This is a genomic window from Halomonas sp. V046 (assembly GCF_052645355.1).
The window spans coordinates 40,587-63,132 of sequence record NZ_JBQXYF010000021.1; the positions used below are offsets into that span (position 1 = coordinate 40,587).

A 22,546-nucleotide genomic window follows, 5' to 3' on the forward strand; every position below is an offset into this window, starting at 1 on the left:
GCCCTGGCCTGCGCCGGGGCAGTAAGCTGACAGCGACCACTCATCAACGCACGGACCCCTCTGTCTTGAGCCAGCCATCCTCCCAGGCCAATCGCATCATCACGCTCAACCTCGAACCCAACGAGCCTCGTCGTCTGGCCAACCTGTGCGGCCAGCGCGATGAACACCTCAAGCTGATCGAGTCCCGACTGGGCGTGACCCTTCGCAACCGTGGCAACATGTTTCAGCTGGCCGGCCCAGGCCCCAGAGTCAAGGCCGCGGCCAACGTGGTCGAGCATCTGTATCGCGAGGCGGAAGCCTCGGAGCTGACGCCGGACACGGTGCACCTGTTCCTGCAGGAAGCCGGGCTAGAGTCGCTTGAGGAAGAGCCCGTCGAAGAGTCCGATGGCGAGGTGCTGATCCGCACCCCACGCACCCTAATCAAGCCCCGCGGCTTGAACCAGCAAAGCTATGTCACCAGCGTTCGCAACCACGACATCAACTTCGGCATCGGTCCCGCGGGTACCGGCAAGACCTACCTGGCGGTCGCCGCCGCGGTCGAGGCGCTCAACCAACAGGAAGTCCGGCGTATCCTGCTGGTACGCCCAGCGGTAGAGGCCGGCGAAAAGCTCGGTTTCCTGCCCGGCGACCTGGCGCAGAAGATCGACCCCTACCTGCGTCCGTTGTACGACGCCCTCTACGAGATGATCGGCTTCGAGCAGGTGGCCAAGCTGATCGAGCGTCAGGTGATCGAGATCGCGCCCCTGGCCTACATGCGCGGGCGCACGCTGAACAATGCCTTCATCATTCTCGACGAAAGTCAGAACACCACGCGAGAGCAGATGAAGATGTTCCTGACCCGCATCGGCTTCGGCTCCACCGCGGTCATCACCGGTGACGTGACCCAGGTCGACCTGCCCAAGGGCCAGAGCTCGGGGCTGATCCAGGTCCTCGACGTCCTCAAGGACACCGCCGGCATCGGCGTGACCCACTTCGCCGCCAAGGACGTCGTGCGCCATCCGTTGGTCCAGCGCATCATCGAAGCCTACGACCTGTTCGAAGCCGAGCAGGAGGCCGAGGACCGCGCCCGACGCGAGGCGCGTGCCGAAGAACGCCGTGCCTCGAGGCGCCACGATAGCGGGCGCTACTCCCATGAGGACGGCACTCGATGAGCGCCTGCGTCGATCGCCAGGTCGCGAGCGAAGCCGATGACCTCCCGGCCCAGGCGTCGTTACAGCGCTGGGTCGATGCCACCTTGGCCAACTTCCCCGACCATCACTCATCGGAGTTGACGATTCGCTTCGTCGATGCCGAAGAGAGCCAGGCGCTGAACCGCGACTATCGCAGCAAGGATGCGCCCACCAACGTCCTGTCGTTTCCCTTCGAGGGCCCCGAGGGCCTGAGCCTGCCGCTGCTCGGTGACCTGGTAATCTGTCACCCGGTCGTGGCACGAGAGGCCCGCGAGCAGGACAAGACGTTGCAAGATCACTACGCTCATATGGTTGTGCACGGCACCTTGCACCTGCTGGGCCACGATCATATCGACGATGACGAGGCCGAACACATGGAAGGCCTCGAACGCGACATCCTTGCCGGCCTGGGGCTCAGCGACCCTTATGCCTCGCCGGCACCCGAGCAGGATCATGATAGCGAGGACGAGAGAGCCGACGCATGAGCGAAGACCGATCGACCGGCCAGGGCAACAAGTCCTGGTTCGACAAACTCTTCAGCGCCCTGTCCAACGACAGCGACGAACCCAGCTCACGCGAGGAACTGCGCGACTTTCTGCGCCAGGCCGCCAGCCGGCTAAAGCTTGAGCAAGACGCCATGACGATCATCGAGGGTGCCCTCAACATCAGCGACCAGCAGGTCCGTGAGGTGCTGATTCCACGCTCTCAGGTCACCGCACTGGAGATCGATCAGCCCCTCGAGGACTATCTGCCGATCATTCTCGAGACCGGCCACTCCCGCTACCCGGTGATCGGCGAAAACCTCGATGAGGTCAAGGGCATCCTGCTGGTCAAGGATCTGCTGCCGTTGCTGCAGAACAAGGACAACACCCTGCCCTTCCAACTCGAAGAGGTGTTGCGTCCGGCCATGTTCGTGCCGGAGTCCAAGCGCTTGAACAGCCTGCTCAAGGAGTTCCGCGACGCCCACAGCCACATGGCCATCGTGGTCGACGAGTACGGCGGTACCGCCGGCATCGTCACCATCGAGGACATCCTCGAGGAGATCGTCGGCGACATCGAAGACGAGCATGATACCGACGAAGAAGAGGATATTCGCGATCTCGGCGACAAGCGCTACGCGGTACGCGCCCTGACCCCCATCGAAGACTTCAACGAGCGCTTCGAGACCCGCTTCTCCGATGATGAGTTCGACACCCTGGGCGGCCTGGTGATGCAGCGCTTCGGCCACCTGCCGTCCCGCGGCGAACACACCGTCATCGGTGATTGGCGCTTTACCGTGCTGAACGCCGACAATCGCCGTATTCGTCTGCTGGAGGTCGAGCCCGAAGGCGAACCCGACGACGAGTGAGCGTCGCGCCGGGCCTGAGGTAGCGTGTCACGACACCACGCCTCAGGCACGGTGGGTCCCCCGCGGTCTCCTACCATCCATTCTCTACCCCCAATCACCACCCGCGCTGGCATCGCCCGGCACCCCGACCAAGGAAGGAAGACATGCTTGAGCGACTGCTCGGCACCAGGGCAGGCTATGTCGCCGCCCTGATCGCCGGAGCCTTGACCACCCTGAGTGCCGCCCCCTTCTCCCTGTGGTGGCTAGCGCCCATCGCGGCCGGCCTGTTCTACGCCGGCCTGTCACGCCAGACCGGCAAGCAAGCGGCACTTCGTGGCTGGTGCTATGGCCTTGGCATGTTCGGCACCGGCACCTCCTGGGTCTATGTCTCGATCCACGACTACGGCTACACCAGCATGCCGCTGGCGGTCTTCCTGACCGCCTTGTTCGTTGCCAGCATGGCCCTGTTCATGGCCGTTCCCTTTGGCCTGTATCGCCGCTTCGTCGGCCCACGCTATCGCGTTCTGACCTTTGCCGGCGCCTGGGTACTGATGGAGTGGATCCGCACTTGGCTGTTCACGGGGTTTCCCTGGCTGTTGCTCGGCAGTACCCAGATCGACTCACCGCTCGCCCCCTGGGCGCCGGTGATCGGTGTCTATGGCCTATCGCTGGTTACCGCCCTGAGCGGTGCCTTGGCCGTCGAAGCCCTGCATCGCCGCTGGCTGGCGCTCGCGCCTTTGGCGGCGCTGTGGCTGATTCCGCTGCTGCTGCCGAGCCAGTGGACCCGCCCCACCGGTGAGCCACTCACGGTCAGCCTGCTACAAGGCAATCTGCCCCAGTTGATCAAGTGGACCCCGGAAGGCCAGCGCCAGGCGGTCAATACCTATCTCGGCATGACCGCCGAGCTTGGCGCCAGGCCCGCCAGCGGCGACGACACGGGCCAGGGCGGCGCCGCCAGCGAGCCCCAGACACCGGACCTGGTGATCTGGCCCGAGGCCGCACTGCCGATGTTCGAAGACCAGGCCGAACCCATCCTGGCCCGTGCTCAGGCCGCCCTGTCACCAGACACGGCACTGATCACCGGCATTCTGCAGCGCGACGACAGCGGGCAGTTTTTCAATGCCGTGGTCGGGCTTGGCAATGCCTCCGGCCACTATCGCAAGGCCCACCTGGTGCCCTTCGGCGAATACCTGCCGCTGGAGAGCCTGCTGCGCGGCGCCATCGCCTTCTTCGACCTGCCGATGCCGGCCATGACACCCGGTGACGAGGACCAGCCACCCCTCGAGGCCGCAGGCTATCGCTTCGGTAACGCCATCTGCTACGAGATCATCTACGCCGATCTGGTGGCCGAGCGGGCGCGAGACTCCGACATCCTGCTGACCCTGTCCAACGATAGCTGGTTCGGTAATTCCATCGGTCCGCATCAGCATCTCGCCATGGCAAGACTGCGCGCCCTGGAGAACGGCCGCTACGTCATCCGGGCGACAAGCAATGGCGTCACCGCCATCATCGATGCCCAAGGCCAGGTGCTGAAACAGCTGCCTCAATTCGAAACCCTGCGCCTGGACGGCGACGTCCAGGCCATGCAAGGCATGACCCCTTTCACCCGAACGGGAAGCTGGCCGGTATGGCTGCTGGCGGGGCTGATGGTCGTGGCCGGAGGGAGGCGCGTCGGGCGTAGCCCGCAGCGCTAGGCGCCACGCTGCCCCCCCCCCCCGCAGCGCTACGCTGTCAACACCCTCGCAGCGCTGCGCTGTCAACAACATAGCACCGCGGCCCTTGCCCCCTGGTCATCCCAGGGCGGAGGGGCCTTGCCCTCCAGGGGCCTTGCCCTCCAGGGGCCTTGCCCTACAGGGCGTGGCTCAAGGAACTTGCCAGAGGGAGCTTGCCAGAGCCACAACCAACAACCCCCTTAGCAAGATGCCTCGGGGGGTTGGGGTGTTACTGCGCTTTCCTGCGGCGAGTTCTCTCAAACGCTATCTCAAGTGCTATCTAAAGCTCTATTTCAAGCGCCATTTCAAGCGTTATCTCAAGCTCGCCGGCGCTAGCTGTGGCTCGCGTCCTCTCCCAGCACCTCGGGTATAGACGTTCTGACGTAGCGCCCAGGCGCCGGCTCCAGCAATTCAAGCTGACCACCGCCGGGCTCCCTCGCCTCGACCATCTTCTCGGCATCGGCGTAGCCGTTGGCGGTCAACCACTGCTGCCAATGAGGCCACCAGGAGCCTTCATGGGCCTCGGCGCCATCCAGCCAGGCCTCGTGGCTGTCGGGCAGTTCGTCATTGGTCCAGTAACCGTACTTGTTCTTGTGTGGCGGGTTGACGACTCCGGCAATATGACCAGAGCCTCCGAGCACGAACGTCACCGGCCCCTTGGGCAACAGCGCACCATAATAGCTGCTGTTCCACTTGGCGATGTGGTCTTCGCGGGTCGCGATAAAGTAGCTCGGCGCCGAGACCTTGCGCAGGTCGATCTTGACGTCATCGAGCTCGATACCGCCGGGCTCGACCAGACGATTCTCCTGATACAGATGGCGGAGGTACCAACCGTGAGTGCCCGCCACCAGGTTAGTGCCGTCGGTGTTCCAGTACAGCAGATCGAAGGCGGATGGCGCTTCGCCCTTCAGGTAGTTGTTGACGTAGAACGACCAGAACAGGTCATTTTCACGCAGCAGGTTGAAGGAATACGCCATCACCCGCCCATCGAGGTAGCCGTCCTGTTCGAGTTTGGCCTCGATGCCCTGCAACACCGGCTCGCTCAGGAAGACGCCGATCTCGCCCGGGTCGCGGAAGTCCTGCAGCGTCGCCATGTAGGTCACCGACTTGACCTTGCGCCCACGGCGAGTACTGGTCAGATAGGCAACGGTAGACGCCGTCAGGGTGCCGCCGATGCAGTAGGACAGGAAGTTGGCGGATTTCTCCCCCGTCGCCTGCTCGATGCCATCCAGCGCCGCGATCGGGCCGAGCTGCATGTAGTCGGCCCAGGTCACGTCACGCTGCGCGGGGCCTGGGTTACGCCAGGAAATCAAGAACACCGTATGCCCCTGGTCCACCAACCACTTGACCAGAGAGTTCTCCGGGCGCAGGTCGAGCACGTAGTACTTGTTGATCCAGGGTGGCACGATCAGCAGCGGGGTCTTGAACACCGTCTCGGTGCTCGGCGTGTACTGGATCAGCTGCATGACTTCGTTTTCCATGACCACCGAACCCGGCGTCACGGCGATGTTACGACCGATCTCAAAGGCACTACGATCGGTCATCGAAACGTTGAGACCATCGGCGGAATTGGCCAGATCCTCGCGCAACCGAGCCAGCCCTTCCACCAGGTTCTGTCCCTTGGTCTCGAGGGTCCGACGCATGACTTCGGGGTTGGTCGAGGCGAAGTTGGTCGGCGACATGGCGTTGACCATCTGCCGCGCATAGAAGCTCAGGTTGCGTTTTTCCCCCGGCGCCATTCCCTCGAGCCGATCGACCAGGTCTTCCACCACCCGGGAAAACATCAAGTACTGCTGCATGATGGTGTTGTAGGCGGGTTCGCTGGTCCAGGCCTCGTCCTTGAACCGCTTGTCCCCCTTCGGCGGTGACACCAGTGGCTCCAGGGACTGGCCCGAGGCCGCTTGCAGGGCCTGCTGCCACAGATGCATCTGGTCCTGCATCAAGCGGGATTGCGTCTCCCACAGCAGCGTCGGATTGCGCATCAAGGACTCGGCGCCAGCCTGAAAGCTTGCGCGCATGTCCTCCATCACCGAATCGGCGGCATCGTTCGGAACCATGCGTGACAGCATGTCCTCCATCAGGGCCTGATACTGCTCACCGATCACTGAGAGCTGATTGCCCCACTCTTCCGCCTGGTCCGGCGCCGAAGAACCATTGCCTGACGACATTGCCATCTCCTGTCACCTGCACATGCAAAGGGCGGGCGCTCAGACCATGAACCGCATCCACGTCACCCACCGGTTTCCAGCATCACGAACACGACAACGCCCCCCAGGAGCGTTGTCGTGCCGATTCCTGTTGTCGTTTTCTAGCGCTTGCGGGTCGAGCTGCTGGAGGCCTTGGCGGCGCCTCCGGCGGGCTTGGTGGCCTCAGTGGCTGGCCCGGACGCCTGCTCGGCGGCCTTGGTCACACGCTGGGCAGCCTCTTGGGTCGCCTGGGTGGCTTGCTCGGTCGCCTTGCTCGCCTGGTCCGCCAACTGCTGGCCGGACTCGGCGAACAACGCCTCGAGCTCGCCCTTGAACTCGAGGCTCATCTCGCTCATGGCGCGAGCGTCTTCGAGCATCTGGGAAGATAGCTCGTTGAGCATGTCGGCCTGGCGAGTGGAGAAATCGCGCAGGCCTTCGGAGTCCGAGATCTCGGTCGCATCACGCATGCGCTCGGTTCCGAGCTGGCTATAGCGCTTCATCGACTCCATCTGGTACTGAGACATCTTCTCCATATTGTCCAGCATCAGGGAGTTGAGCTTGCGCATCGGCTCGAAAAACTGGCGAGTCTGCTCGTTGAAGTTGTCGAACATCTTGTCTTGCATAGCCGTTTCCTCCTGGAAGACGTGGCAATCACTCTAGCAAGGTACCGCGAGCCTACCTGTCAGGCGTTGACCGCTATCATGGCCAGAGCCTCATCGCCTGGAGCGCATGACGACGCGTGTTCGCGTATCCGCCACGAACCCCGCCGCCAAGCTACCTACGAACCCGTCGTCTAACCACTACCAAACCTGTCGTCTAACCACTATCAAACCTGGCGTCTAGCAACCAACGAACCCGGCGTGCTGCGGTGCACAAAAACCAGTCTGGCACACACATGGTGACAACGCCATGACACCGACCCTATCTGCGCGATTCGGCAATACAGATCCTCCTCGCAGGGCGTCACGGACCATCAGCCAAGGGACCGTGCCCTCACTTTGCCTGACGCCCCTTGCTCGCGCGCGAGTTGGCACTGGCAGTCCCCTTGCGTCGCGGCGTCGAATCCTGGGCCGCCTCGTCTTTCTCACGCGCACCGCCGTCGTCGCTGCGGGCCTTGCTGGCGGCCTGAGTGAGCATATCCAACATCATCTTCTGATAGTTGCCGAAGCTGGCGAGTCCCTGGGACAAGCCCTGCTGAAGGGCCGGCTGCTGCAAGAAGGGCTGCATCAGGCTCATCGGATCATAGCCCTCGACCCCGGTTTCCATCTGGCGCTGAATGCGGTCCAGCAGGTCCTGCTGGAACGCCTCGATATTGGGCAGCCCCAAGGCTTGGCGAAACTCCTCCGGGCTCAGGTCAAACTCGACGTTGATCTTCATGGCAGCCTCTTGTCGCTTCCTTCTCGCCACACAGCGGTGTGGCGAGAAACAATGAAATGAGTGTAGCAGTCGTTTGACGATCCGCGATTCAGCGAAGCCGTGGTGTTGCCACGCTCACGTCAACGTTCTGGGCTCGGTGGCGCATCAAGTGGTCCATGAGCGTCAAGGCCATCATGGCCTCGGCAATCGGCGTCGCGCGAATACCAACGCAAGGGTCATGACGCCCCTTGGTCACGATCTCGACCGGGTTGCCCGCCACATCGATGGAACGCCCGGGAATGGTAATGCTCGAGGTCGGCTTCAACGCCAGATGGGCGACCAGGGTCTGGCCACTGGAAATCCCCCCCAACACGCCACCGGCGTGGTTGGACAAAAACCCCTCGGGGGTCATCTCGTCGCGGTGCTCACTCCCACGCTGGGCCACCGACGCGAAGCCATCACCGATTTCTACGCCCTTGACCGCGTTGATGCTCATCAGACCATGGGCCAAGTCGGCATCGAGGCGATCGAAGACCGGCTCCCCCAAGCCAGGCGGCAGGCCCTCGGCGGTCACGGTAATCTTGGCACCGACCGAGTCCTGATCGCGACGCAGCCGGTCCATGTAAGCCTCCAGCTCCGGCACCCGCTCGGGGTCAGGGCAGAAGAACGGGTTCTGCCCCACCGACGCCCAATCGCGAAACTCGATGGCGAGCTCACCGAGCTGGCTCATGTAGCCGCGCACCTGGATGCCGTGGCTCGCCAGGTACTTCTTGGCGATCGCCCCGGCGGCGACGCGCATGGCGGTCTCCCGCGCGCTGGAACGGCCTCCGCCGCGGTAGTCGCGGACGCCGTACTTGTGGTGGTAGGTATAGTCGGCGTGGGCGGGGCGAAACTGGTCCTTGATCTTGCCGTAGTCCTTGGAGCGCTGATCGGTGTTCTCGATCACGAGGCCAATCGAGGTTCCCGTGGTCACACCCTCAAACACCCCGGAAAGAATCTTGACCTGATCGGGCTCGCGGCGTTGGGTCGTATGGCGCGAGGTCCCGGGACGACGGCGATCCAGGTCCTCTTGCAGATCCGCCTCGCAGAGTTCGAGCCCCGGTGGGCAGCCATCGACGATGGCGCCGAGGGCCAAGCCATGGCTCTCGCCGAAGGTGGTGACGGTAAACAGCTTGCCGAAGGTGTTGCCTGACATGGGCGCTCCTCAAAACAGGGGAAGATGCACGCACCCGGCGTCATCTTGTTACGGATAGGGTGTGTGGTTGATCGAGCGGCTGGCGGCTACGGCTCAGTGGAACGATGCCGCGTGGGCCTCGAGTTCCTCGGCGGTCAAGGCAAAGACCCCCTGGCCACCACGCTCGAACTCCAGCCACAGGAATGGCACCCCGGGGAAGGCGGCCTCCAGGTGATGATCGGAGTTGCCGACCTCGACAATCAACACCCCATGGTCGGTGAGGTGATCGCGCGCTTCGCGCAGGATTCGGCGCACGATATCCAGGCCATCGGTGCCAGCGCCCAGGGCCAGCGCCGGCTCGTGGCGAAACTCGTCAGGCATGATCGTCAGATCTCGTGCATCGACGTAAGGCGGGTTGGAGACGATGAGGTCATAGCGCTGTCCGACGAGTCCATCGAAGACATCGGACTCGACTGCCCTGACCCGGCGCCCAACATCGTGTCGGTTGATGTTGGCGCGGGTCACGGCCAGGGCCTCGGCACTGATATCGGAAAGATCCACCTCGGTCGTTGCCAGGTAATGTGCGCTGGCGATGCCGATACAGCCCGAGCCGGTGCACAGGTCCAGCACCCGCGCCGGGGGCTCCTCCGGGAACCAGGCCTGAAAACCGTCCTCGATCAGCTCGGCAATCGGCGAGCGCGGGATCAACACCCGTTCGTCCACGGCGAAGGTCAGTCCCGCGAAGAAGGCCTCGCCCAGCAGGTACGGCAAGGGGCGCCGATCGGTGATCCGAGCCCTGACCAGCGCCACGATGCGCTCACGTTCCATGGGCAACAGGCGGGCTTCCTGAACGCCGGGATCCACGTCCCATGGCAGGTGCAGCGCACCGAGCGTCAGCGCCACGGCTTCGTCCCAGGCGGAGGTGGTGCCGTGACTGTAGGTCAAGCCAGCCAGGTGAAACTCGCTCGCCGCCCAGCGCAGACAGTCGCGAAGGGTGATCAGGCCGTCGGCGAGGCTGTGATCGTCGAGCACCAGGGTCGAGGCGGAAGAGCGGAAGTCGGCCAAGGGAACATCCTGTCGGTCGGAGCATGAGTCGGGCGGTAATCGCCATGAAGACACCGTGGCAGGGCGCGGCCGGCCACCGCTGAGATTGTATCCGTGGCAGCGGTTCACTGCCACGGCTGCCACGGTATACTGTGCAGCATTCAACCTAACCCGAGGCCATCATGAGTGACCGCCAGCCGCCGCCCGATGACGAGATCAGTGCCTTTCGCCAGGCACTACAGCAGGCCGGCGTGCGGCGTATCTCCAGTAACCGTGCCGATACTGGCAAGCCTGCGCAGGGCAGGGCCAGCCTCGACGCCGCCGCCGCACGTCGGGCCGCGGCGGTCAGCGCCGGTGACGAGGTCGCCGCCGGGCGCACCTCCGATGGTCGCGTAGAGCCGGTACGACCGTCCGAGTACCTCGACTTCGCGCTGCCTGACCTGCCCTATCGCACCCGCAGCCAATTGAAGCGCGGCCAGATCAGCTGGGAAGGCGGCCTCGACCTGCACGGCTATACCCTCGAACAAGCTCGCCAGGAGCTGGAGAGCTTCCTGCGCGATGCCCTTCTCGCCGGCCAACGCTGCGTCATCGTCGTACACGGCAAGGCCTGGGGAGCCACGGCGGACTATCCGGTGATCAAGAGCCACGTGAATACCTGGCTCCGGGAGTGGCCCAGTGTGCTGGCGTTCTGCTCGGCCACCGATGCCGAGGGCGGCACCGGTGCCGTCTACGTGCTGCTCAGGCGCCGGGGCCGGACCCCCTAGCCCACCGGCCTCTCGGTCTGCTCGACGATGCCACAGCTCTCGATGCGATCCAGCGCCTGACAGGTCAGGTGGCGCCCCAGGCGAATCAGCTCGCGAGCACGGTGAAACTCGAAGGAACCGCACACGGTTTTCGGTACTTCCACCAGAATGTCCGGCGGGTACCCGGCCTCCTTGTAGCGCGCCAGCGCGGCCTGGGTGATGTCAAACGATGTCAGAATCATCGCCAGCCGGCCCCACTCCTTCTTGCCCAGCGCCGCGGTGCCACGCTCGACGCGATCCGCCTCGGCCTCAGTTCCCGCTGACTCGAGCAAGCGCCGAGTGGCATCCTTGTGAGCACTGGCGCCACGACGGTCGCGCCAACGACGCTCCCATAGCGCCACCGACGACGCTTCCGCGAGCGCCTGCTCTCGTCCTTCATCACAGCTCACGCAGGTTTCCGGCAACAGCTCTTCCAGAGTGACCAGGCTGGGGCTGTTGGCGGTGACGTTGACCGCCATCACCAGGTCGGCGTGCACCGACACCGTCGAGATGATCGGCAAGGGATTGAGCAAGCCGCCATCGACCAGCAGCCGCGGCCCATCCTCCACCGGCGTGAACACCCCGGGAATGGCGATGGAGGCACGGATCGCCTTGAGCAGCGAACCGCGCTGGAACCACACCTCTCGCTGGCGGATCAGGTCGGTGGCGACAGCGGTAAAGGGGATCGGCAGGTCTTCGATGTTGATATCGCCGATAAAGGATTCGATCTTGCCCATGACCTTCTTTCCCTGCATGGCACCCATGGTGCCGAAGGTCACATCGAGCAGCCGGAGTACGCCGAACGAGCCCAGCTCCTCGACCCACTCGCGATAGGGGTCAAGCTTGCCTGCCGCATAGATACCGCCGATCAAGGCCCCCATGGAACAGCCCGAAATGGCTGCAATCTCGTAGTTCCGAGCCAGCAACTCCTGAATCACGCCGACGTGTGCGTAACCGCGGGCGCCTCCACTGCCCAGCGTCAAGGCGATACGCTTGCCGGACACCCCTGCGGGACAGTCGTGTCGTTGCGCCATCATGGCAGCCATCCTCCTGGCTAGCTCGCCCGGTCCAGGCGGAGCTCTCCTCTATCAGGCTAGCCCAAGGTCATCAGGCTAGCCCAAGGTCGCCTCTCGGGAGGCGTTCTCGAACTCGACGATAGCCGTGGCGACTGCCGCCACATGAGCGGGTGACGCATGCAGATGATGGCCACCCGGCAGCACACGCCGAGTGAGCCGCGTCACCGCGCGCCGCGCGCGTACTGCCGGATCACGCTCGCCCAGAATGCCGCTTTCCCCCTCGATCAGCAGTACCGCGCAGGTAATCGCGCCGAGCACCGCCTCGACCTGGTCAGGGGTCAAACGCACCGGCGAAGGGCGCTTGAGGCGTGGGTCGGTGCGCAGGGCCACACCTTCCGACTGGCAGGGAACAAGGTTCCGCGCCACGATATCGCGCACCGTCTCGGCATCGACCGGAGTCGCTCCACCGGCCACCCGCGCCGCCACGGCACTGTCCAGATCGGCATAGCGCGGTGGCGAGGAGATCCGCCGGCGATGTGACCTGAGTGCCTTGCCAAGCTGTCGTGGCGTTTCCTCGACGCTGGAAGTGACCGAACCGAGACCATCGATCAGCACCAGGCGTTCGACGCGCTCCGTCAGCGCTCCCGCTACCAGGCAGGCGACCCCGGCACCGAGGGAGTGCGCCAGCACCGGTGCCCGCTCAAGCCCCAACGCATCGAGCGCATCGAGCAGGTCATGGCAGTAGTCCCACAACGCATAGTCGTGTCGCCCAGGCAAGGGCGCAGACTCACCGTGGCCGGCGAAGTCGATCGCCACCAGGCGAATGTCCAGCGCGGCAACCAGTCGCGGCGCCAACCGCGTGTAACTGGCCGCATTATCGAGCCAGCCGTGCAGCGCCAGCCAGGTCGGCGCATCCGCTCGCCCCCAGGCGAGCCCGGCCAGGCGCCCATCGGCCAGGCTGACCGGTTGGGGCTCGAGATCGACCTCGCTCATCGGGCAGCCTCCCCAGCCGGCGCCGGCATCAACGTCTCAATCATGCTCACAAGGGCAATACGTGTTTCCTCGGGATGCTCCATCGGGAACATGTGGCTTCCGGGAACTCGTGACAGCGCCACCCCGCGGCGGGACAGGCGTTTGCAGCGGGCCGCCGTGAGCAAGTCCGACGATTCACCGGCGATCACGCCCAGCGGCACCCGCACCTCCCGAGGCAGGCGGTCCAGGTGGTGCGGCAGGTGACGGAAGATCTCGACCTCGATCTCAGGGTCATAGGACAGCACCACACTGCCATCTTCCAGCACCTGGCTCCCGCCCTCGATGTAGTCATCCAGCGCCGCATCGGTGAAGCCGCGAAACAGCCCCTTGCGCCTGAGCTGCGCACGCATCGCCTCGCGACTGTCCCAGCGGGTGCGGCGGCCCTTGGTCTTGCCCGCCGGCGTGACCCTATCGACGAAGCCCAGCCATTTGCTGGCACGCATGGCCAGCGCGTCGATGCCCAGCATCAACGGCGGGTCGAGCATGATCACACCGCGAAAATGCTGCGGGGCCTGTTGTGCCGCCATCGCCATCACCACCCCCCCCATGGAGTGGCCGACACCGATGACCGGCCGCGCGAATGCCTGCATGTCATTGAGCAATTCATCGCGCAATGCCAGCCAGTTGTGGCCCACGGGGAAATCAGGGTGGTGGCCGAGGCGATCGACACGCTGGACACGAAAGCGATCCTCCAGCGGCGCCAGCAGGCTTTGATAACTGCGCCCAGGGAAGCCATTGGCATGGGCGAACAACAGGGTGGGCAGGGCGGTGTCTGGCATCGTGATCGGACTCGGCTGAAGGGAAAGCCAGGCGCACATGGCACACGGCTGGCGGTAGCAGGCTAACGGGATTACCATGGCCCGCCAAGTCCACCATTGGCTAGTGCCGACGAAAAGCACCGCCAGAGCCCCCAGGAGAACCGAGTGAGCCAAGCCCCCAAGCCGCCCCGTGACACTCGCCTGCGCAACCGCGTGTTCTTCACCACGGTCGCCGTCGCCGTGATTGTTGGCCTGTGGCTCTCGCGCTAGAGGCGCTGGCGACCCTGTCGCCGCGCCAAGAGGACGAACGCCTTCGCAGCGCCTCGTAACCGTTGCCGACAGTGGCACCGCCCCTTCGCCCGCCCTCTCGAGCTCGCCTGCGCCGCCCCGATCCTTGTGCCAGGCCTCGAGGCAAGGCACCGTATGCATCCTTGACGAAGGTGCTGAAAGCGGCTGGATGCCCCGCCCGGCCCCCGCGATCGCGGCATGGATGACTTTAAACATCATACATAGTATTAATTATTAGTCCCCCATGGCTCGCGATTGCCGTACAGGGGCCCGCCGTCGCCATCAAGGAGTCCAGTCATCGATACCGCCATCGTTCTCGGCACCCTCGAAGTCAGCCTGCCCGTCTTCGCCATGGTCTTCATCGGCGCCCTGCTCAAGCGCCTTGGCTGGATCGACCAGGCCTTCGTCAATACCGCCTCATCGCTGGTGTTTCGCGCCACCATGCCGACACTGCTGTTTCTCAGCATCTTGCGCGCCGATCCCGATACCGACTTCAATTTATCCCTGGTGGGTTTCTATCTTGGCGTCTCGGCACTCGCCTTCATACTGATCTGGCTATGGTCGCTCAAGCGCTGCCCGCGCGAGGATCGCGGCGTCTTCGTCCAAGGCGCCTTTCGCGGCAACTGCGGCGTCGTCGGCCTGGCGCTGGCGGCCAACATGTACGGCGATCTTGGGCTCTCTCTTGGCGGCCTGATGGCCGGTGCGATTATCGTCCTCAACCTGGTGCTATCGGCCGTGATTCTCGCCATCTACAGCCCTGTGGTCAGCTCCCGTCCCGGCGCGATACTCAAGGATGTCGCCACCAACCCGCTGATCATCGGCATCGTCTCGGCCGTGCCCCTGAGCTACCTGGGAGTGACGCTGCCCGACTGGTTGATGACCTCCGGCGACTACCTCGCCTCACTGTCGCTGCCGTTGGCCCTGATCTGCATCGGCGGAAGCCTCGGCATCGAAGCGGCGCGTCGAAGTAGCCTTCTGTCGTTGGAGGCAAGCGCCTGGAAGCTGGTGATCATGCCCGCCCTCGGTGTTGTGCTGGCGGTACCGTTGGGCTTTCGCGGCGCCGAACTCGGCATCCTGTTTCTGTTTCTCGCAAGCCCCGGCGCCGCCGTCGCCTACGTCATGGCCCGGGCCGCGGGCGGCAACGAAGGCCTGGCGGCCAGCATCATCGTCGTCAGTACCCTGTTAAGCCTTGTCACCATCAGCGTCGGCATTCTCGTCTTGAAGACCATGGCGCTGGTGTAGCATCGCCCTCACACGCGTCATTACCCTCTAGCCGCCCTCAACAAAGGACGCAGAAGCGCTCTTCCATCGCATGATCGACAAGGCCCCGTCCAAGGTCCGAAAGATGCTGACAGACAACGGGAAGTACCGTACTGAACCGCCCCGGGATTCCCGGAGACTCCATTTCTTGAGAGGATGGAGTGATGACAACATCGAAGAAATACTCACCCGAAGTCAGGGAACGGGCGGTTCGGATGGTGCGTGAGCACCAGGACGAGTACACCTCGCAGTGGGCTGCGATCGAGTCAATTGCCGGCAAGTTTGGCTGCGCCCCGCAGACTCTGTGCAACTGGGTTCGGCAGGCTGAGCGTGATGCTGGCGAACGTGCTGGGCTGACGACCGAGGAACACGCCCGCCTGAAGGCGCTGGAGCGGGAGAACCGAGAGTTGCGCCAGGCCAATGAGATCCTGCGCAAGGCCTCCGCGTATTTTGCCCAGGCGGAGCTCGACCGCCGCTTCAAGTCATGACGACCTTCATTGACGAACATCGTGAGGTTCATGGAGTCGAGCCGATCTGCCGGGTACTGCCGATTGCTCCATCGACCTATTACGCCCATGTGCAGCGCCGTACTCAGCCCGCTCGGCGCTCACGCCGTGAACAACGTGATGAGCGGTTGTGCCAGGAAATCGAGCGTGTCTGGGAGGAGAACTTCCGGGTCTATGGCGCCCGCAAGGTCTGGCGGCAATTGAAGCGGGAGTCCCTTGCGGTTACGCGCTGCACGGTGGAGCGCTTGATGCGTCGTCTGGGGCTGCAAGGCGTGGTACGGGGCAAGTCCGTCAAGACCACGGTCAACGACAAGGCCAGTGCGTGCCCCCTGGACCGGGTCAATCGCCAGTTTCGTGCCGATCGGCCCAACGCCCTGTGGGTTTCGGACTTCACCTACGTCAGCACCTGGCAGGGATTCGCTTACGTGGCCTTTGTCCTTGATGTGTTTGCCCGCCGCATCGTCGGCTGGCGGGTGTCCGGCACGGCACGCACAGAGTTCGTGCTCGATGCCCTGGAGCAGGCCATCCATGAACGACGCCCTGGCGATGACAGCGACCTTATCCATCATAGTGACCGTGGTGTTCAGTATGTGTCGATTCGCTATACGGAACGGCTGGCCGAGGCGGGAATCGAGCCTTCTGTAGGCAGTGTGGGGGACTCCTATGACAATGCCCTGGCGGAGACCATCAACGGCTTGTACAAGGCCGAGGTCATCCATCGCAGCTCATGGCCGACCCGGTCTGCCGTGGAACTGGCCACACTGGAATGGGTGAACTGGTTCAATCACCGGCGGTTGCTGGAGTCGATTGGCAACATACCACCCGCTGAGGCGGAAGCTCTCTACTATCAACAAAGTACCGAGTCCGCTCAGGCAGCGTGACTCAAACGAGAAAGTCTCCGAGATAGCCGGGGCGGTTCAATAGTGCTCCGCAACCCGCGTATTGAACTGATATAGCTTAAGCTGATTTTCACCTTTAATGATGCGTAGACCACTCAATGGTACGTAGGCCATAACATCCCCTTTACGCACACAAATGGAACAATTACACTTTTTAGGATCAACAAGTCCATTAGGCAGGTCAAGTTCGAGCTTCACCATTCCACAGTGGCACGTAGCCCTATGTCTGAGTTGAACCCCAACTCCGCCCACTTGTTTGAGCATTGCTAGCCTCCCGTTTAACCCACTTTAAAAATGGCTGCTCGCTATACGGTGCAAGTGGCTTTCACTTGCAATTAACGCTCACGCTTGGCTCATTAGCATCATAACGCGGTAAGTTTGCATCCATATCATCCCAGCATGCTCTTGATGAGACGAAATTGTGAGAAATTGGTCTTTCAATTATATCCGAGTCCAAAACACCTAACCTAAGGCGCAATCGCTCTGGAAAATTTTCATTACTGTTGTAAATTGGAGATCCACATTTTTACAAAAATGCCGTCTTTTGCCAAGCGCTGCCTCATAATGAGTGATAAAACCTTCCCCTGCCTTAATAATCAAATCGTTAGTAGCTATAAACCCATTCGTAGCGTACGCCGTGCCACTACTCTTCCTACACCTGGAACAGTGACAATGAATGATTGAGTCAATCCTGCCATGTATTTCTATTGTGACAGCGCCACAAAGACAGCTACCTTGGTACATAAATCCCCCTAGGCTAACGCCGCGTTAAGTAGTGAGCAGCGCTCACTACAAAACTTAACCATACCACCGTAAGCACAATACCCAACCTTGAACGAAAAATTCCAAGAGTTGGGGATCACTCTTAAGTGCTTTGTTATGCCTTGCCCCATTCAGTTCGAAGGACTGCCAAAACCACTGTATCCCACCACTGTTCTTTGAAAAAGCGATGCTCTCTAAAATGAGCTTCTTGACGCATACCTAAAGACTTGCAGAGCTTAATAGCTGGCAAGTTTCTACTGACTGTCTCCGCATAGATACGGTGAGCCCCCAATTCCGAAAAACCAAAATCTGCCAAAGCTAAAGCGGCTTCATGGCTCAACTTATTGCCTTGCGATGCTCTTGAAAAAACACACCCCATTGAAGCTTACTGATTGTCCTCTAGGCGTAGACAAACTGTCCCAATGAAATCTCCTGACGCCTTACATTCAACAGCTAATTGGTATGATTTTCTTGGCTCCTCAGAAGCCTGAGCTATGAACAATCTTGTTAACTTTCTGTATTTATTAGGATCACAATCACTTTCATCATAGAAACGCTGATATTTGGCATCCTGAGCCATAGCAACAAAGGCGCCTTCATCGTTCAGGCTCATATCCCTAATAATTAATCGCTTAGTCTCTATTTTAAACATCGAAAGTTCCGTTTTCTTCGTGATGCACAACGTCCAGTTCACCGGAAAATCACGAGCCTAGCGAGTAATTTTTCCGGTGCAGTTACTTTTTAGGCGACACCGTTTTGAATGCTCGTGGTGTCCAAAATTCAACAGCCCCTTCTGGTAGTTGTGTAAGCAACTTATCAAAAGCTTCTTCATCAACGTGTCGCCGTAATGCTTCAGCAACATCTGGAATTGCTGTTTCTATTGAAAAATTATGCTTCTCCCGCAATGATTTAACCTCTCTTGTCATTGCCTCTCGGCTCCCAAAAGGCTTTTTCTCTTCATCAACATCCCAATCAGTGACAAATAACGCTCTAAGACAAATAGGTAAAATATTTGCGAAAGCTATGGCGTCCTGGGTCGAAAGTCTTCGACGAAAAGCTTGTAATACACCCTGTGTCATTGTGTAGGTTACATGCGTACTCCAGAGATCAGCAGTATCTCTAGCATCAACAAGAAAATCATAAAATTTTGCTGAAGCCCGTTCATATTCTGGTGGCACCGGCATATCTCATTTCCTCCTCAACGTTACGCCTAACGTCGCGCCAAGAGGAAAATAATAGTTGGTTAAAATAAGCGACGAAGGAGCAAAAACCAACTGCTATTTTTCCTTTTGAGTGACTTTTTAGAAGAACTTAACGCCTAAAACCTAGACTTTATCTCACCAATAAATTTATTAACCTTCGACTCAGTGAGTCTTTCGCTTTTATACAAAGTTAACATATTAAATTTACAGTTTTTTGCGCAAGCACCTAACAAAGCTAATTTAAGTACTTTTTTTACAGGGCTTCTCAAAATAAAAGTATTTACCCACCAAGGTGAACCAAGAGTTGTTATAACTTTCATTTCTTTGAGGTTCGTTAAACATTGCTTAATAGGACCAAAATCAGATGCATGTTCATATGCATGCCCTGGCGCCCAGACACGGTCAAACCAACCTTTTAAAATGGCCGGGAAACTAAACCACCATGTTGGAAATATTAGCACTAAGGATTCCGCTTGTTTAAGCTGATCTAAATCCTTGCTCACTTGACTGTGATAAAACTCGTCTTGGTAATAGCTCCCTCGCTCTAAATCACTCAGTACGGGATCAAACCTCTCCTGATAAAGATCTTTAACGGTCACTTGATACCCCTTATCTTCCAAATGGGCAATAGTTTGTTCGGCTAAAAACTTACAAAGACTATGCTCTAAAGGGTGCGCAATTACAACTAAACAGTTCACGACATCTCCTTGTGTTTCTAACGCCCTGCCAAGGGGTGAGTAACGCAATACAAAAGCCGACGTATACCACCTTAATCACTTAAACCAACGCATAGTGAAAATGCCACGCGTTGCGAATCCCTCTTGAACAGTTTATTATATGAAATTTCACACACCTAACTTTTCAATGAGTTCTACAAAGGATGTTTCGATACTTTTACCTGCCGTATCGATTTTAATTACATCCGTTTTCCAAGTGTCATAATGGCGATTTTGTACTTCTTGCCAAGTAAGATGTTTTAAATTTTCAACTTCATTGTGACGAGCGCTTGCCCTTAACTCATGCTCACAACTATCAGAGCAACTAACTTCAATATTAAAAAACTTGGCACCTCCGCTCACAGCAACCTCTTGCCATTCACGTCGAGTAATTTCAATAGGATTACATGAGTCAGAAATACAGCTGATACCAAGCTCCAAATTATCCCTGATAATTCGGTAACCTAAACGATACCCCTCACTTTACACTTTAAATTTGCAAAGGTCTCTTAGCCCTTGCTCTACTGTATCAATACGCAGATACGACGATCGAGTTTCAGCAGCTAGCTGCTTAGCAAGTGTTGACTTACCAGAAGCAGGCAGACCTGAAAAAATGTATAACACTGGACTTCTCAATTGACCTCCATCTTGAATATAACGCCCTGTTAAGGTGTGAGTAACGCAATACCAATGCTTCCGCATACCACATTAACCACTAAACCTAACGCATGGTAAAAATGCCACGCGTTGCGAATCCCTCTTGAACAGTTTGTTATGTACGTTGTACCGAGTGTACTGGTACCCATCCTTTTTCGCCCGTTGAACTCGAAACTCGATACCAAGAGTTGAGTTCAAACAGCACTGACAGTTTTTCACCGATGACAGTATTGAGCTCAACATTGTCATAGTCTTGAAGCAAGATACCTTCAGAGCTTCCTTCAATCTTTTCGATATATTGAACTGGAGCCCACCCCTGCTCACCTGCATTACTGGTTATAAATATCCAATTGGGATATTCGTCATCAATCACACCTAGAGCTACTTTATCGCCTTGCTTCAAATAAAATGGATTAGGATATTCTGAGACATGCTTTTGAGTAGCAACTAATTCCATATTTTCTCCAAAGTACATAACGCCCGCCGGCAGGCGTGCGGCCCTTTGCATCGCCTGCCTGGCCTTGTTATGGCTCTCATTCATAGTGAGTCCAAAGGCGAAGCACCTTGACGGCATGCTGCTTTTCTAGCACTTGATATACAATTCTATGTTGGATATTGATTCTTCTGGAATAAGCACCGGATAGATCTCCTACAAGCTTCTCGTAGGGCGGCGGAGTCTGATAGGGGTTGTTTCTAATAACCTCCAACAATTCCTGAGCCTTGCCTTTAAGTCCTGATGACGCTAGCTTTCGAGCATCTTTCTGGGCTTGCTTGGTGTAGTAGATGTCCCACATCACCACTCTAGCTCCTGATCACACTCCCCCAGATCGGTCTCCATTCCTTCCCGAATTGACTCGCGCATACCGGGGACAGATAGCAAATGCAGAGTTTCATTGATTGCTCGCCAATCCTCCTCCGCTAGGAGAACCGCATTCCCTCTCTTTCCGGTGATTACAATAGGCTGGTGGCTCTCGGTTGTCTCATCAATCAATGCGTATAGCTTAGAACGGGCTTCTGTTGCATTAAGAGTAGTCATTGGGCATCTCCTTTCCTCAGAGCGTACGCCAAGACGTACGCAAAGTCAATTTTCTGGAGAGCCATAACGCTCGCCAGCAGGCGTGCGGTCCTTTGCATCGCCTGCCTGGCCTTGTTATGTGTATTTAGTTCCAGTTTACTCGGGACGACCTACCAGCACACCGATACCCTCATCCCGTATCGTCGATTTCACTTCTTCCAGAGCATCGGCATCCGTCATGAACAAATCATCCCAGACGGTGGAAGTGCCTTCTTCATCTACCACTTCGAGAATCCACCCCTTCTCCTCTCCGCGATAAATCTCGACCTGCACTGTCTTCCCGGAGTCCGTTAACTCCTGGCACAGAGGACTCATCTCGATTTCTACGTCGTCGTCCATCTATCGTCCTCCAGTGAATCCAGACACATAACATTTTTAATTGTGAGCATGCTTGTTTTATGTACAGTCAACACCGCATACTTCGCTTCCATCTCTCTGACCAATCTCATATTTTTTCTAAACCGCCGTCAGATCCGATAGAAAAATTGAGCATGCTCAAAAAAAACATTCATCTTGCCTGATAATCGCCACATGGCCAACGCAATCTATTGTTCCAACAATAGAATATTTTTATTTTTCGGAAAAAGCGACCTCTCACCGTGGCATTTCAGGCGGACCATTCCGCAGCCCTCCCCACATCGTATACAAACGCCGTCGTGGAGACATCAGGGGTGCCGCCGCCTCCCGGCCTTCCACCATTACACCTATTCGCTGCGCACTGTACACATACAATACGCAGCGGATGGATCACAAGATGTAGACAGCACTCACCATTCGGCGGTATTTGGCGAGACGCCGCGGCTTATGCATGTACAGGTACGCAATGTACACAGACAACGCTACCGCCGGGGCGGTGCCTTGAATGTGGCCGTCCAGTTGATGGTGGAGCCTTGGTGATACGGCGCACGGCTCTGCTTGAATAGGAGATAGCTGGGTAGGGATGGCTGGGTAAGGATGGCTGGGTAAGGATGGAAGGCGAGCAGCGCAGTAATCGACTAATGACGCCGGCGTAGGCGCGTTACGCTCTTTTCGTCTATTTCCCTTCGCCTCGTCGCAGTCTTCTCTCCCCCGCCCCTCTGCCTCTGCTCCCTCCCCTGCCCATATCCAGCAGCTGGGTCGGCGGCCTAGCGCTCTATTCTTGTCAAGCACGTCCCCACTTGGCCAATCAGCATAGCGCTTCTTGTCCGTGGGCTCGACGCCGGAGCGCCCTTTCGCGTCGGTGTCCCGACACGTTGTCAACCGGGCGCTGCGTTTTCTCGATATTAGAGGGGTCAGTGTAGAGAGGTCAGAGTGAACGGATCGGTGGGAAGGGGGCGGTGTGAAAGGGTAGCAGTGAAGGCGTCGGTGCCACTCGCGGGACGGCAACTCGCTATTGGTCCACGCGACCAAAAAAAGGGCCCGGCGATGGGGATCGCCGGGCCCTAGCCGCTACCGACACCACGCACTACTGCAGTGCCATGGGGGGATCGCGTCTTGCTATCACTGACTTACCGTTTTTTCAGCCCTCGCGCTTGCCGTCCATCAGGCGGCTGACGCCGGCCGGGTTGGCGTCTTTCAGCGCTTCGGGCAACAGGCCCTCGGGCAGGTTCTGGTAGCACACCGGGCGCAGGAAACGGTAGATCGCG

The 22,546-nt window shown here is 59.2% G+C and carries 24 protein-coding genes, 1 pseudogene and 1 other annotated feature; of the genes and pseudogenes, 7 read left to right on the forward strand and 18 right to left on the reverse strand.

Annotated features, from left to right (window positions below; genetic code table 11):
* Positions 1-65 precede the first annotated feature (65 nt).
* The 4 genes from ACUN9Y_RS20940 to lnt all read left to right on the forward strand — a co-directional run bounded on the left by ACUN9Y_RS20940 (position 66) and on the right by lnt (position 4,190).
* Positions 66-1,151, forward strand: a complete 1,086-nt coding sequence (locus ACUN9Y_RS20940) for a PhoH family protein (RefSeq protein ID WP_445462679.1) — start codon at positions 66-68, stop codon at positions 1,149-1,151.
* Positions 1,148-1,654 carry an rRNA maturation RNase YbeY gene (gene ybeY / locus ACUN9Y_RS20945; RefSeq protein WP_445462680.1) on the forward strand — a complete coding sequence of 169 codons (507 nt, stop codon included), beginning with the start codon at positions 1,148-1,150 and terminating at the stop codon, positions 1,652-1,654. The genes ACUN9Y_RS20940 and ybeY overlap by 4 nt, the downstream gene beginning before the upstream one ends.
* Positions 1,651-2,517, forward strand: coding sequence for an HlyC/CorC family transporter (locus ACUN9Y_RS20950; RefSeq protein ID WP_445462681.1), 867 nt, complete (start codon positions 1,651-1,653; stop codon positions 2,515-2,517). Before ybeY ends, ACUN9Y_RS20950 begins: the two co-directional genes overlap by 4 nt.
* Before the next feature lie 143 nt (positions 2,518-2,660).
* Positions 2,661-4,190: an apolipoprotein N-acyltransferase gene (gene lnt, locus ACUN9Y_RS20955; protein ID WP_445462682.1), complete on the forward strand. Its 1,530-nt coding sequence runs from the start codon at positions 2,661-2,663 to the stop codon at positions 4,188-4,190.
* A 350-nt stretch (positions 4,191-4,540) separates the two neighbouring features.
* On the opposite strand, the gene phaC is transcribed toward lnt, so the two are convergent.
* From phaC to prmB, 5 genes are all read right to left on the reverse strand, one after another.
* Positions 4,541-6,376 carry a class I poly(R)-hydroxyalkanoic acid synthase gene (gene phaC / locus ACUN9Y_RS20960; RefSeq protein WP_445462683.1) on the reverse strand — a complete coding sequence of 612 codons (1,836 nt, stop codon included), beginning with the start codon at positions 6,374-6,376 and terminating at the stop codon, positions 4,541-4,543.
* A gap of 140 nt (positions 6,377-6,516) precedes the next feature.
* On the reverse strand, positions 6,517-7,017 hold the full coding sequence (locus tag ACUN9Y_RS20965) for a phasin family protein (protein WP_445462684.1): 501 nt from the start codon (positions 7,015-7,017) through the stop codon (positions 6,517-6,519).
* A 370-nt stretch (positions 7,018-7,387) separates the two neighbouring features.
* Positions 7,388-7,771 (reverse strand): hypothetical protein, encoded by a 384-nt coding sequence (locus ACUN9Y_RS20970; RefSeq protein WP_445462685.1) that lies wholly within the window; start codon positions 7,769-7,771, stop codon positions 7,388-7,390.
* A gap of 88 nt (positions 7,772-7,859) precedes the next feature.
* The gene (gene aroC, locus ACUN9Y_RS20975; protein ID WP_445462686.1) at positions 7,860-8,945 is read right to left on the reverse strand and encodes a chorismate synthase; all 1,086 of its coding nucleotides are present in this window, start codon (positions 8,943-8,945) and stop codon (positions 7,860-7,862) included.
* A gap of 93 nt (positions 8,946-9,038) precedes the next feature.
* Entirely contained in the window at positions 9,039-9,989 is a 951-nt protein-coding gene (prmB, locus tag ACUN9Y_RS20980) for a 50S ribosomal protein L3 N(5)-glutamine methyltransferase (RefSeq protein WP_445462687.1), read from the reverse strand.
* 161 nt (positions 9,990-10,150) lie between these two features.
* Here prmB and ACUN9Y_RS20985 point away from each other — a divergent pair, with 161 nt between their 5' ends.
* A complete protein-coding gene (locus ACUN9Y_RS20985) occupies positions 10,151-10,732 on the forward strand; it encodes a Smr/MutS family protein (RefSeq protein ID WP_445462688.1) in 582 nt (193 codons plus the stop codon).
* Here ACUN9Y_RS20985 and ACUN9Y_RS20990 read toward each other — a convergent pair.
* The 3 genes from ACUN9Y_RS20990 to ACUN9Y_RS21000 form a co-directional block, all read right to left on the reverse strand.
* Entirely contained in the window at positions 10,729-11,784 is a 1,056-nt protein-coding gene (locus ACUN9Y_RS20990; RefSeq protein WP_445462703.1) for a patatin-like phospholipase family protein, read from the reverse strand. The genes ACUN9Y_RS20985 and ACUN9Y_RS20990 overlap by 4 nt on opposite strands.
* 78 nt (positions 11,785-11,862) lie before the next feature.
* On the reverse strand, positions 11,863-12,759 hold the full coding sequence (locus ACUN9Y_RS20995) for an alpha/beta fold hydrolase (RefSeq protein WP_445462689.1): 897 nt from the start codon (positions 12,757-12,759) through the stop codon (positions 11,863-11,865).
* Positions 12,756-13,577, reverse strand: a complete 822-nt coding sequence (locus ACUN9Y_RS21000; RefSeq protein ID WP_445462690.1) for an alpha/beta fold hydrolase — start codon at positions 13,575-13,577, stop codon at positions 12,756-12,758. Before ACUN9Y_RS21000 ends, ACUN9Y_RS20995 begins: the two co-directional genes overlap by 4 nt.
* A gap of 522 nt (positions 13,578-14,099) precedes the next feature.
* Between ACUN9Y_RS21000 and ACUN9Y_RS21005 the strand changes: the two genes are divergently transcribed.
* Positions 14,100-15,086 carry an AEC family transporter gene (locus ACUN9Y_RS21005; protein ID WP_445462691.1) on the forward strand — a complete coding sequence of 329 codons (987 nt, stop codon included), beginning with the start codon at positions 14,100-14,102 and terminating at the stop codon, positions 15,084-15,086.
* A gap of 182 nt (positions 15,087-15,268) precedes the next feature.
* A protein-coding gene (locus ACUN9Y_RS21010) for an IS3 family transposase (protein WP_445462692.1) occupies positions 15,269-16,491 on the forward strand; the annotation gives its coding sequence in 2 pieces (ribosomal slippage) (positions 15,269-15,554 and positions 15,554-16,491; 1,224 coding nt in all).
* Positions 15,547-15,663 (forward strand) — a sequence feature (AL1L pseudoknot). It overlaps the preceding gene by 117 nt.
* Before the next feature lie 480 nt (positions 16,492-16,971).
* Here ACUN9Y_RS21010 and ACUN9Y_RS21015 read toward each other — a convergent pair.
* From ACUN9Y_RS21015 to ACUN9Y_RS21060, 10 genes and pseudogenes are all read right to left on the reverse strand, one after another.
* Positions 16,972-17,253 carry a GFA family protein gene (locus tag ACUN9Y_RS21015; protein WP_445462693.1) on the reverse strand — a complete coding sequence of 94 codons (282 nt, stop codon included), beginning with the start codon at positions 17,251-17,253 and terminating at the stop codon, positions 16,972-16,974.
* Between the two features lie 133 nt (positions 17,254-17,386).
* Positions 17,387-17,923 (reverse strand): annotated as a pseudogene (locus tag ACUN9Y_RS21020) (GNAT family N-acetyltransferase).
* An 82-nt stretch (positions 17,924-18,005) separates the two neighbouring features.
* Positions 18,006-18,455 (reverse strand): DUF2267 domain-containing protein, encoded by a 450-nt coding sequence (locus tag ACUN9Y_RS21025; protein WP_445462694.1) that lies wholly within the window; start codon positions 18,453-18,455, stop codon positions 18,006-18,008.
* Positions 18,456-18,589: 134 nt separating this feature from the next.
* Entirely contained in the window at positions 18,590-19,171 is a 582-nt protein-coding gene (locus ACUN9Y_RS21030) for an NAD(P)H-dependent oxidoreductase (protein ID WP_445462695.1), read from the reverse strand.
* A 147-nt stretch (positions 19,172-19,318) separates the two neighbouring features.
* Positions 19,319-19,552, reverse strand: coding sequence for a hypothetical protein (locus ACUN9Y_RS21035; RefSeq protein ID WP_445462696.1), 234 nt, complete (start codon positions 19,550-19,552; stop codon positions 19,319-19,321).
* A gap of 120 nt (positions 19,553-19,672) precedes the next feature.
* On the reverse strand, positions 19,673-19,891 hold the full coding sequence (locus ACUN9Y_RS21040; RefSeq protein ID WP_445462697.1) for an AAA family ATPase: 219 nt from the start codon (positions 19,889-19,891) through the stop codon (positions 19,673-19,675).
* Positions 19,892-19,961: 70 nt separating this feature from the next.
* Positions 19,962-20,387, reverse strand: a complete 426-nt coding sequence (locus ACUN9Y_RS21045) for an SH3 domain-containing protein (RefSeq protein ID WP_445462698.1) — start codon at positions 20,385-20,387, stop codon at positions 19,962-19,964.
* A complete protein-coding gene (locus ACUN9Y_RS21050; RefSeq protein WP_445462699.1) occupies positions 20,380-20,640 on the reverse strand; it encodes a Txe/YoeB family addiction module toxin in 261 nt (86 codons plus the stop codon). The genes ACUN9Y_RS21045 and ACUN9Y_RS21050 overlap by 8 nt, the downstream gene beginning before the upstream one ends.
* Positions 20,640-20,882: a type II toxin-antitoxin system Phd/YefM family antitoxin gene (locus ACUN9Y_RS21055; RefSeq protein ID WP_445462700.1), complete on the reverse strand. Its 243-nt coding sequence runs from the start codon at positions 20,880-20,882 to the stop codon at positions 20,640-20,642. Before ACUN9Y_RS21055 ends, ACUN9Y_RS21050 begins: the two co-directional genes overlap by 1 nt.
* Positions 20,883-21,017: 135 nt before the next feature.
* On the reverse strand, positions 21,018-21,260 hold the full coding sequence (locus tag ACUN9Y_RS21060; RefSeq protein WP_445462701.1) for a hypothetical protein: 243 nt from the start codon (positions 21,258-21,260) through the stop codon (positions 21,018-21,020).
* Positions 21,261-22,546: the final 1,286 nt, after the last annotated feature.

Excerpts from the sequence above, each read along its gene's own strand:
- ybeY (WP_445462680.1), top strand. The coding sequence starts at position 1,148 with ATGAGCGCCTGCGTCGATCGCCAGGTCGCGAGCGAAGCCGATGACCTC.
- ACUN9Y_RS20950 (WP_445462681.1), top strand. The coding sequence starts at position 1,651 with ATGAGCGAAGACCGATCGACCGGCCAGGGCAACAAGTCCTGGTTCGAC.
- lnt (WP_445462682.1), top strand. The coding sequence starts at position 2,661 with ATGCTTGAGCGACTGCTCGGCACCAGGGCAGGCTATGTCGCCGCCCTG.
- phaC (WP_445462683.1), bottom strand. The coding sequence starts at position 6,376 with ATGTCGTCAGGCAATGGTTCTTCGGCGCCGGACCAGGCGGAAGAGTGG.
- ACUN9Y_RS20965 (WP_445462684.1), bottom strand. The coding sequence starts at position 7,017 with ATGCAAGACAAGATGTTCGACAACTTCAACGAGCAGACTCGCCAGTTT.
- ACUN9Y_RS20970 (WP_445462685.1), bottom strand. The coding sequence starts at position 7,771 with ATGAAGATCAACGTCGAGTTTGACCTGAGCCCGGAGGAGTTTCGCCAA.
- aroC (WP_445462686.1), bottom strand. The coding sequence starts at position 8,945 with ATGTCAGGCAACACCTTCGGCAAGCTGTTTACCGTCACCACCTTCGGC.
- ACUN9Y_RS20985 (WP_445462688.1), top strand. The coding sequence starts at position 10,151 with ATGAGTGACCGCCAGCCGCCGCCCGATGACGAGATCAGTGCCTTTCGC.
- ACUN9Y_RS20990 (WP_445462703.1), bottom strand. The coding sequence starts at position 11,784 with ATGGCGCAACGACACGACTGTCCCGCAGGGGTGTCCGGCAAGCGTATC.
- ACUN9Y_RS20995 (WP_445462689.1), bottom strand. The coding sequence starts at position 12,759 with ATGAGCGAGGTCGATCTCGAGCCCCAACCGGTCAGCCTGGCCGATGGG.
- ACUN9Y_RS21000 (WP_445462690.1), bottom strand. The coding sequence starts at position 13,577 with ATGCCAGACACCGCCCTGCCCACCCTGTTGTTCGCCCATGCCAATGGC.
- ACUN9Y_RS21015 (WP_445462693.1), bottom strand. The coding sequence starts at position 17,253 with ATGTACCAAGGTAGCTGTCTTTGTGGCGCTGTCACAATAGAAATACAT.
- ACUN9Y_RS21025 (WP_445462694.1), bottom strand. The coding sequence starts at position 18,455 with ATGCCGGTGCCACCAGAATATGAACGGGCTTCAGCAAAATTTTATGAT.
- ACUN9Y_RS21040 (WP_445462697.1), bottom strand. The coding sequence starts at position 19,891 with ATGCGGAAGCATTGGTATTGCGTTACTCACACCTTAACAGGGCGTTAT.
- ACUN9Y_RS21045 (WP_445462698.1), bottom strand. The coding sequence starts at position 20,387 with ATGAATGAGAGCCATAACAAGGCCAGGCAGGCGATGCAAAGGGCCGCA.
- ACUN9Y_RS21050 (WP_445462699.1), bottom strand. The coding sequence starts at position 20,640 with ATGTGGGACATCTACTACACCAAGCAAGCCCAGAAAGATGCTCGAAAG.
- ACUN9Y_RS21055 (WP_445462700.1), bottom strand. The coding sequence starts at position 20,882 with ATGACTACTCTTAATGCAACAGAAGCCCGTTCTAAGCTATACGCATTG.
- ACUN9Y_RS21060 (WP_445462701.1), bottom strand. The coding sequence starts at position 21,260 with ATGGACGACGACGTAGAAATCGAGATGAGTCCTCTGTGCCAGGAGTTA.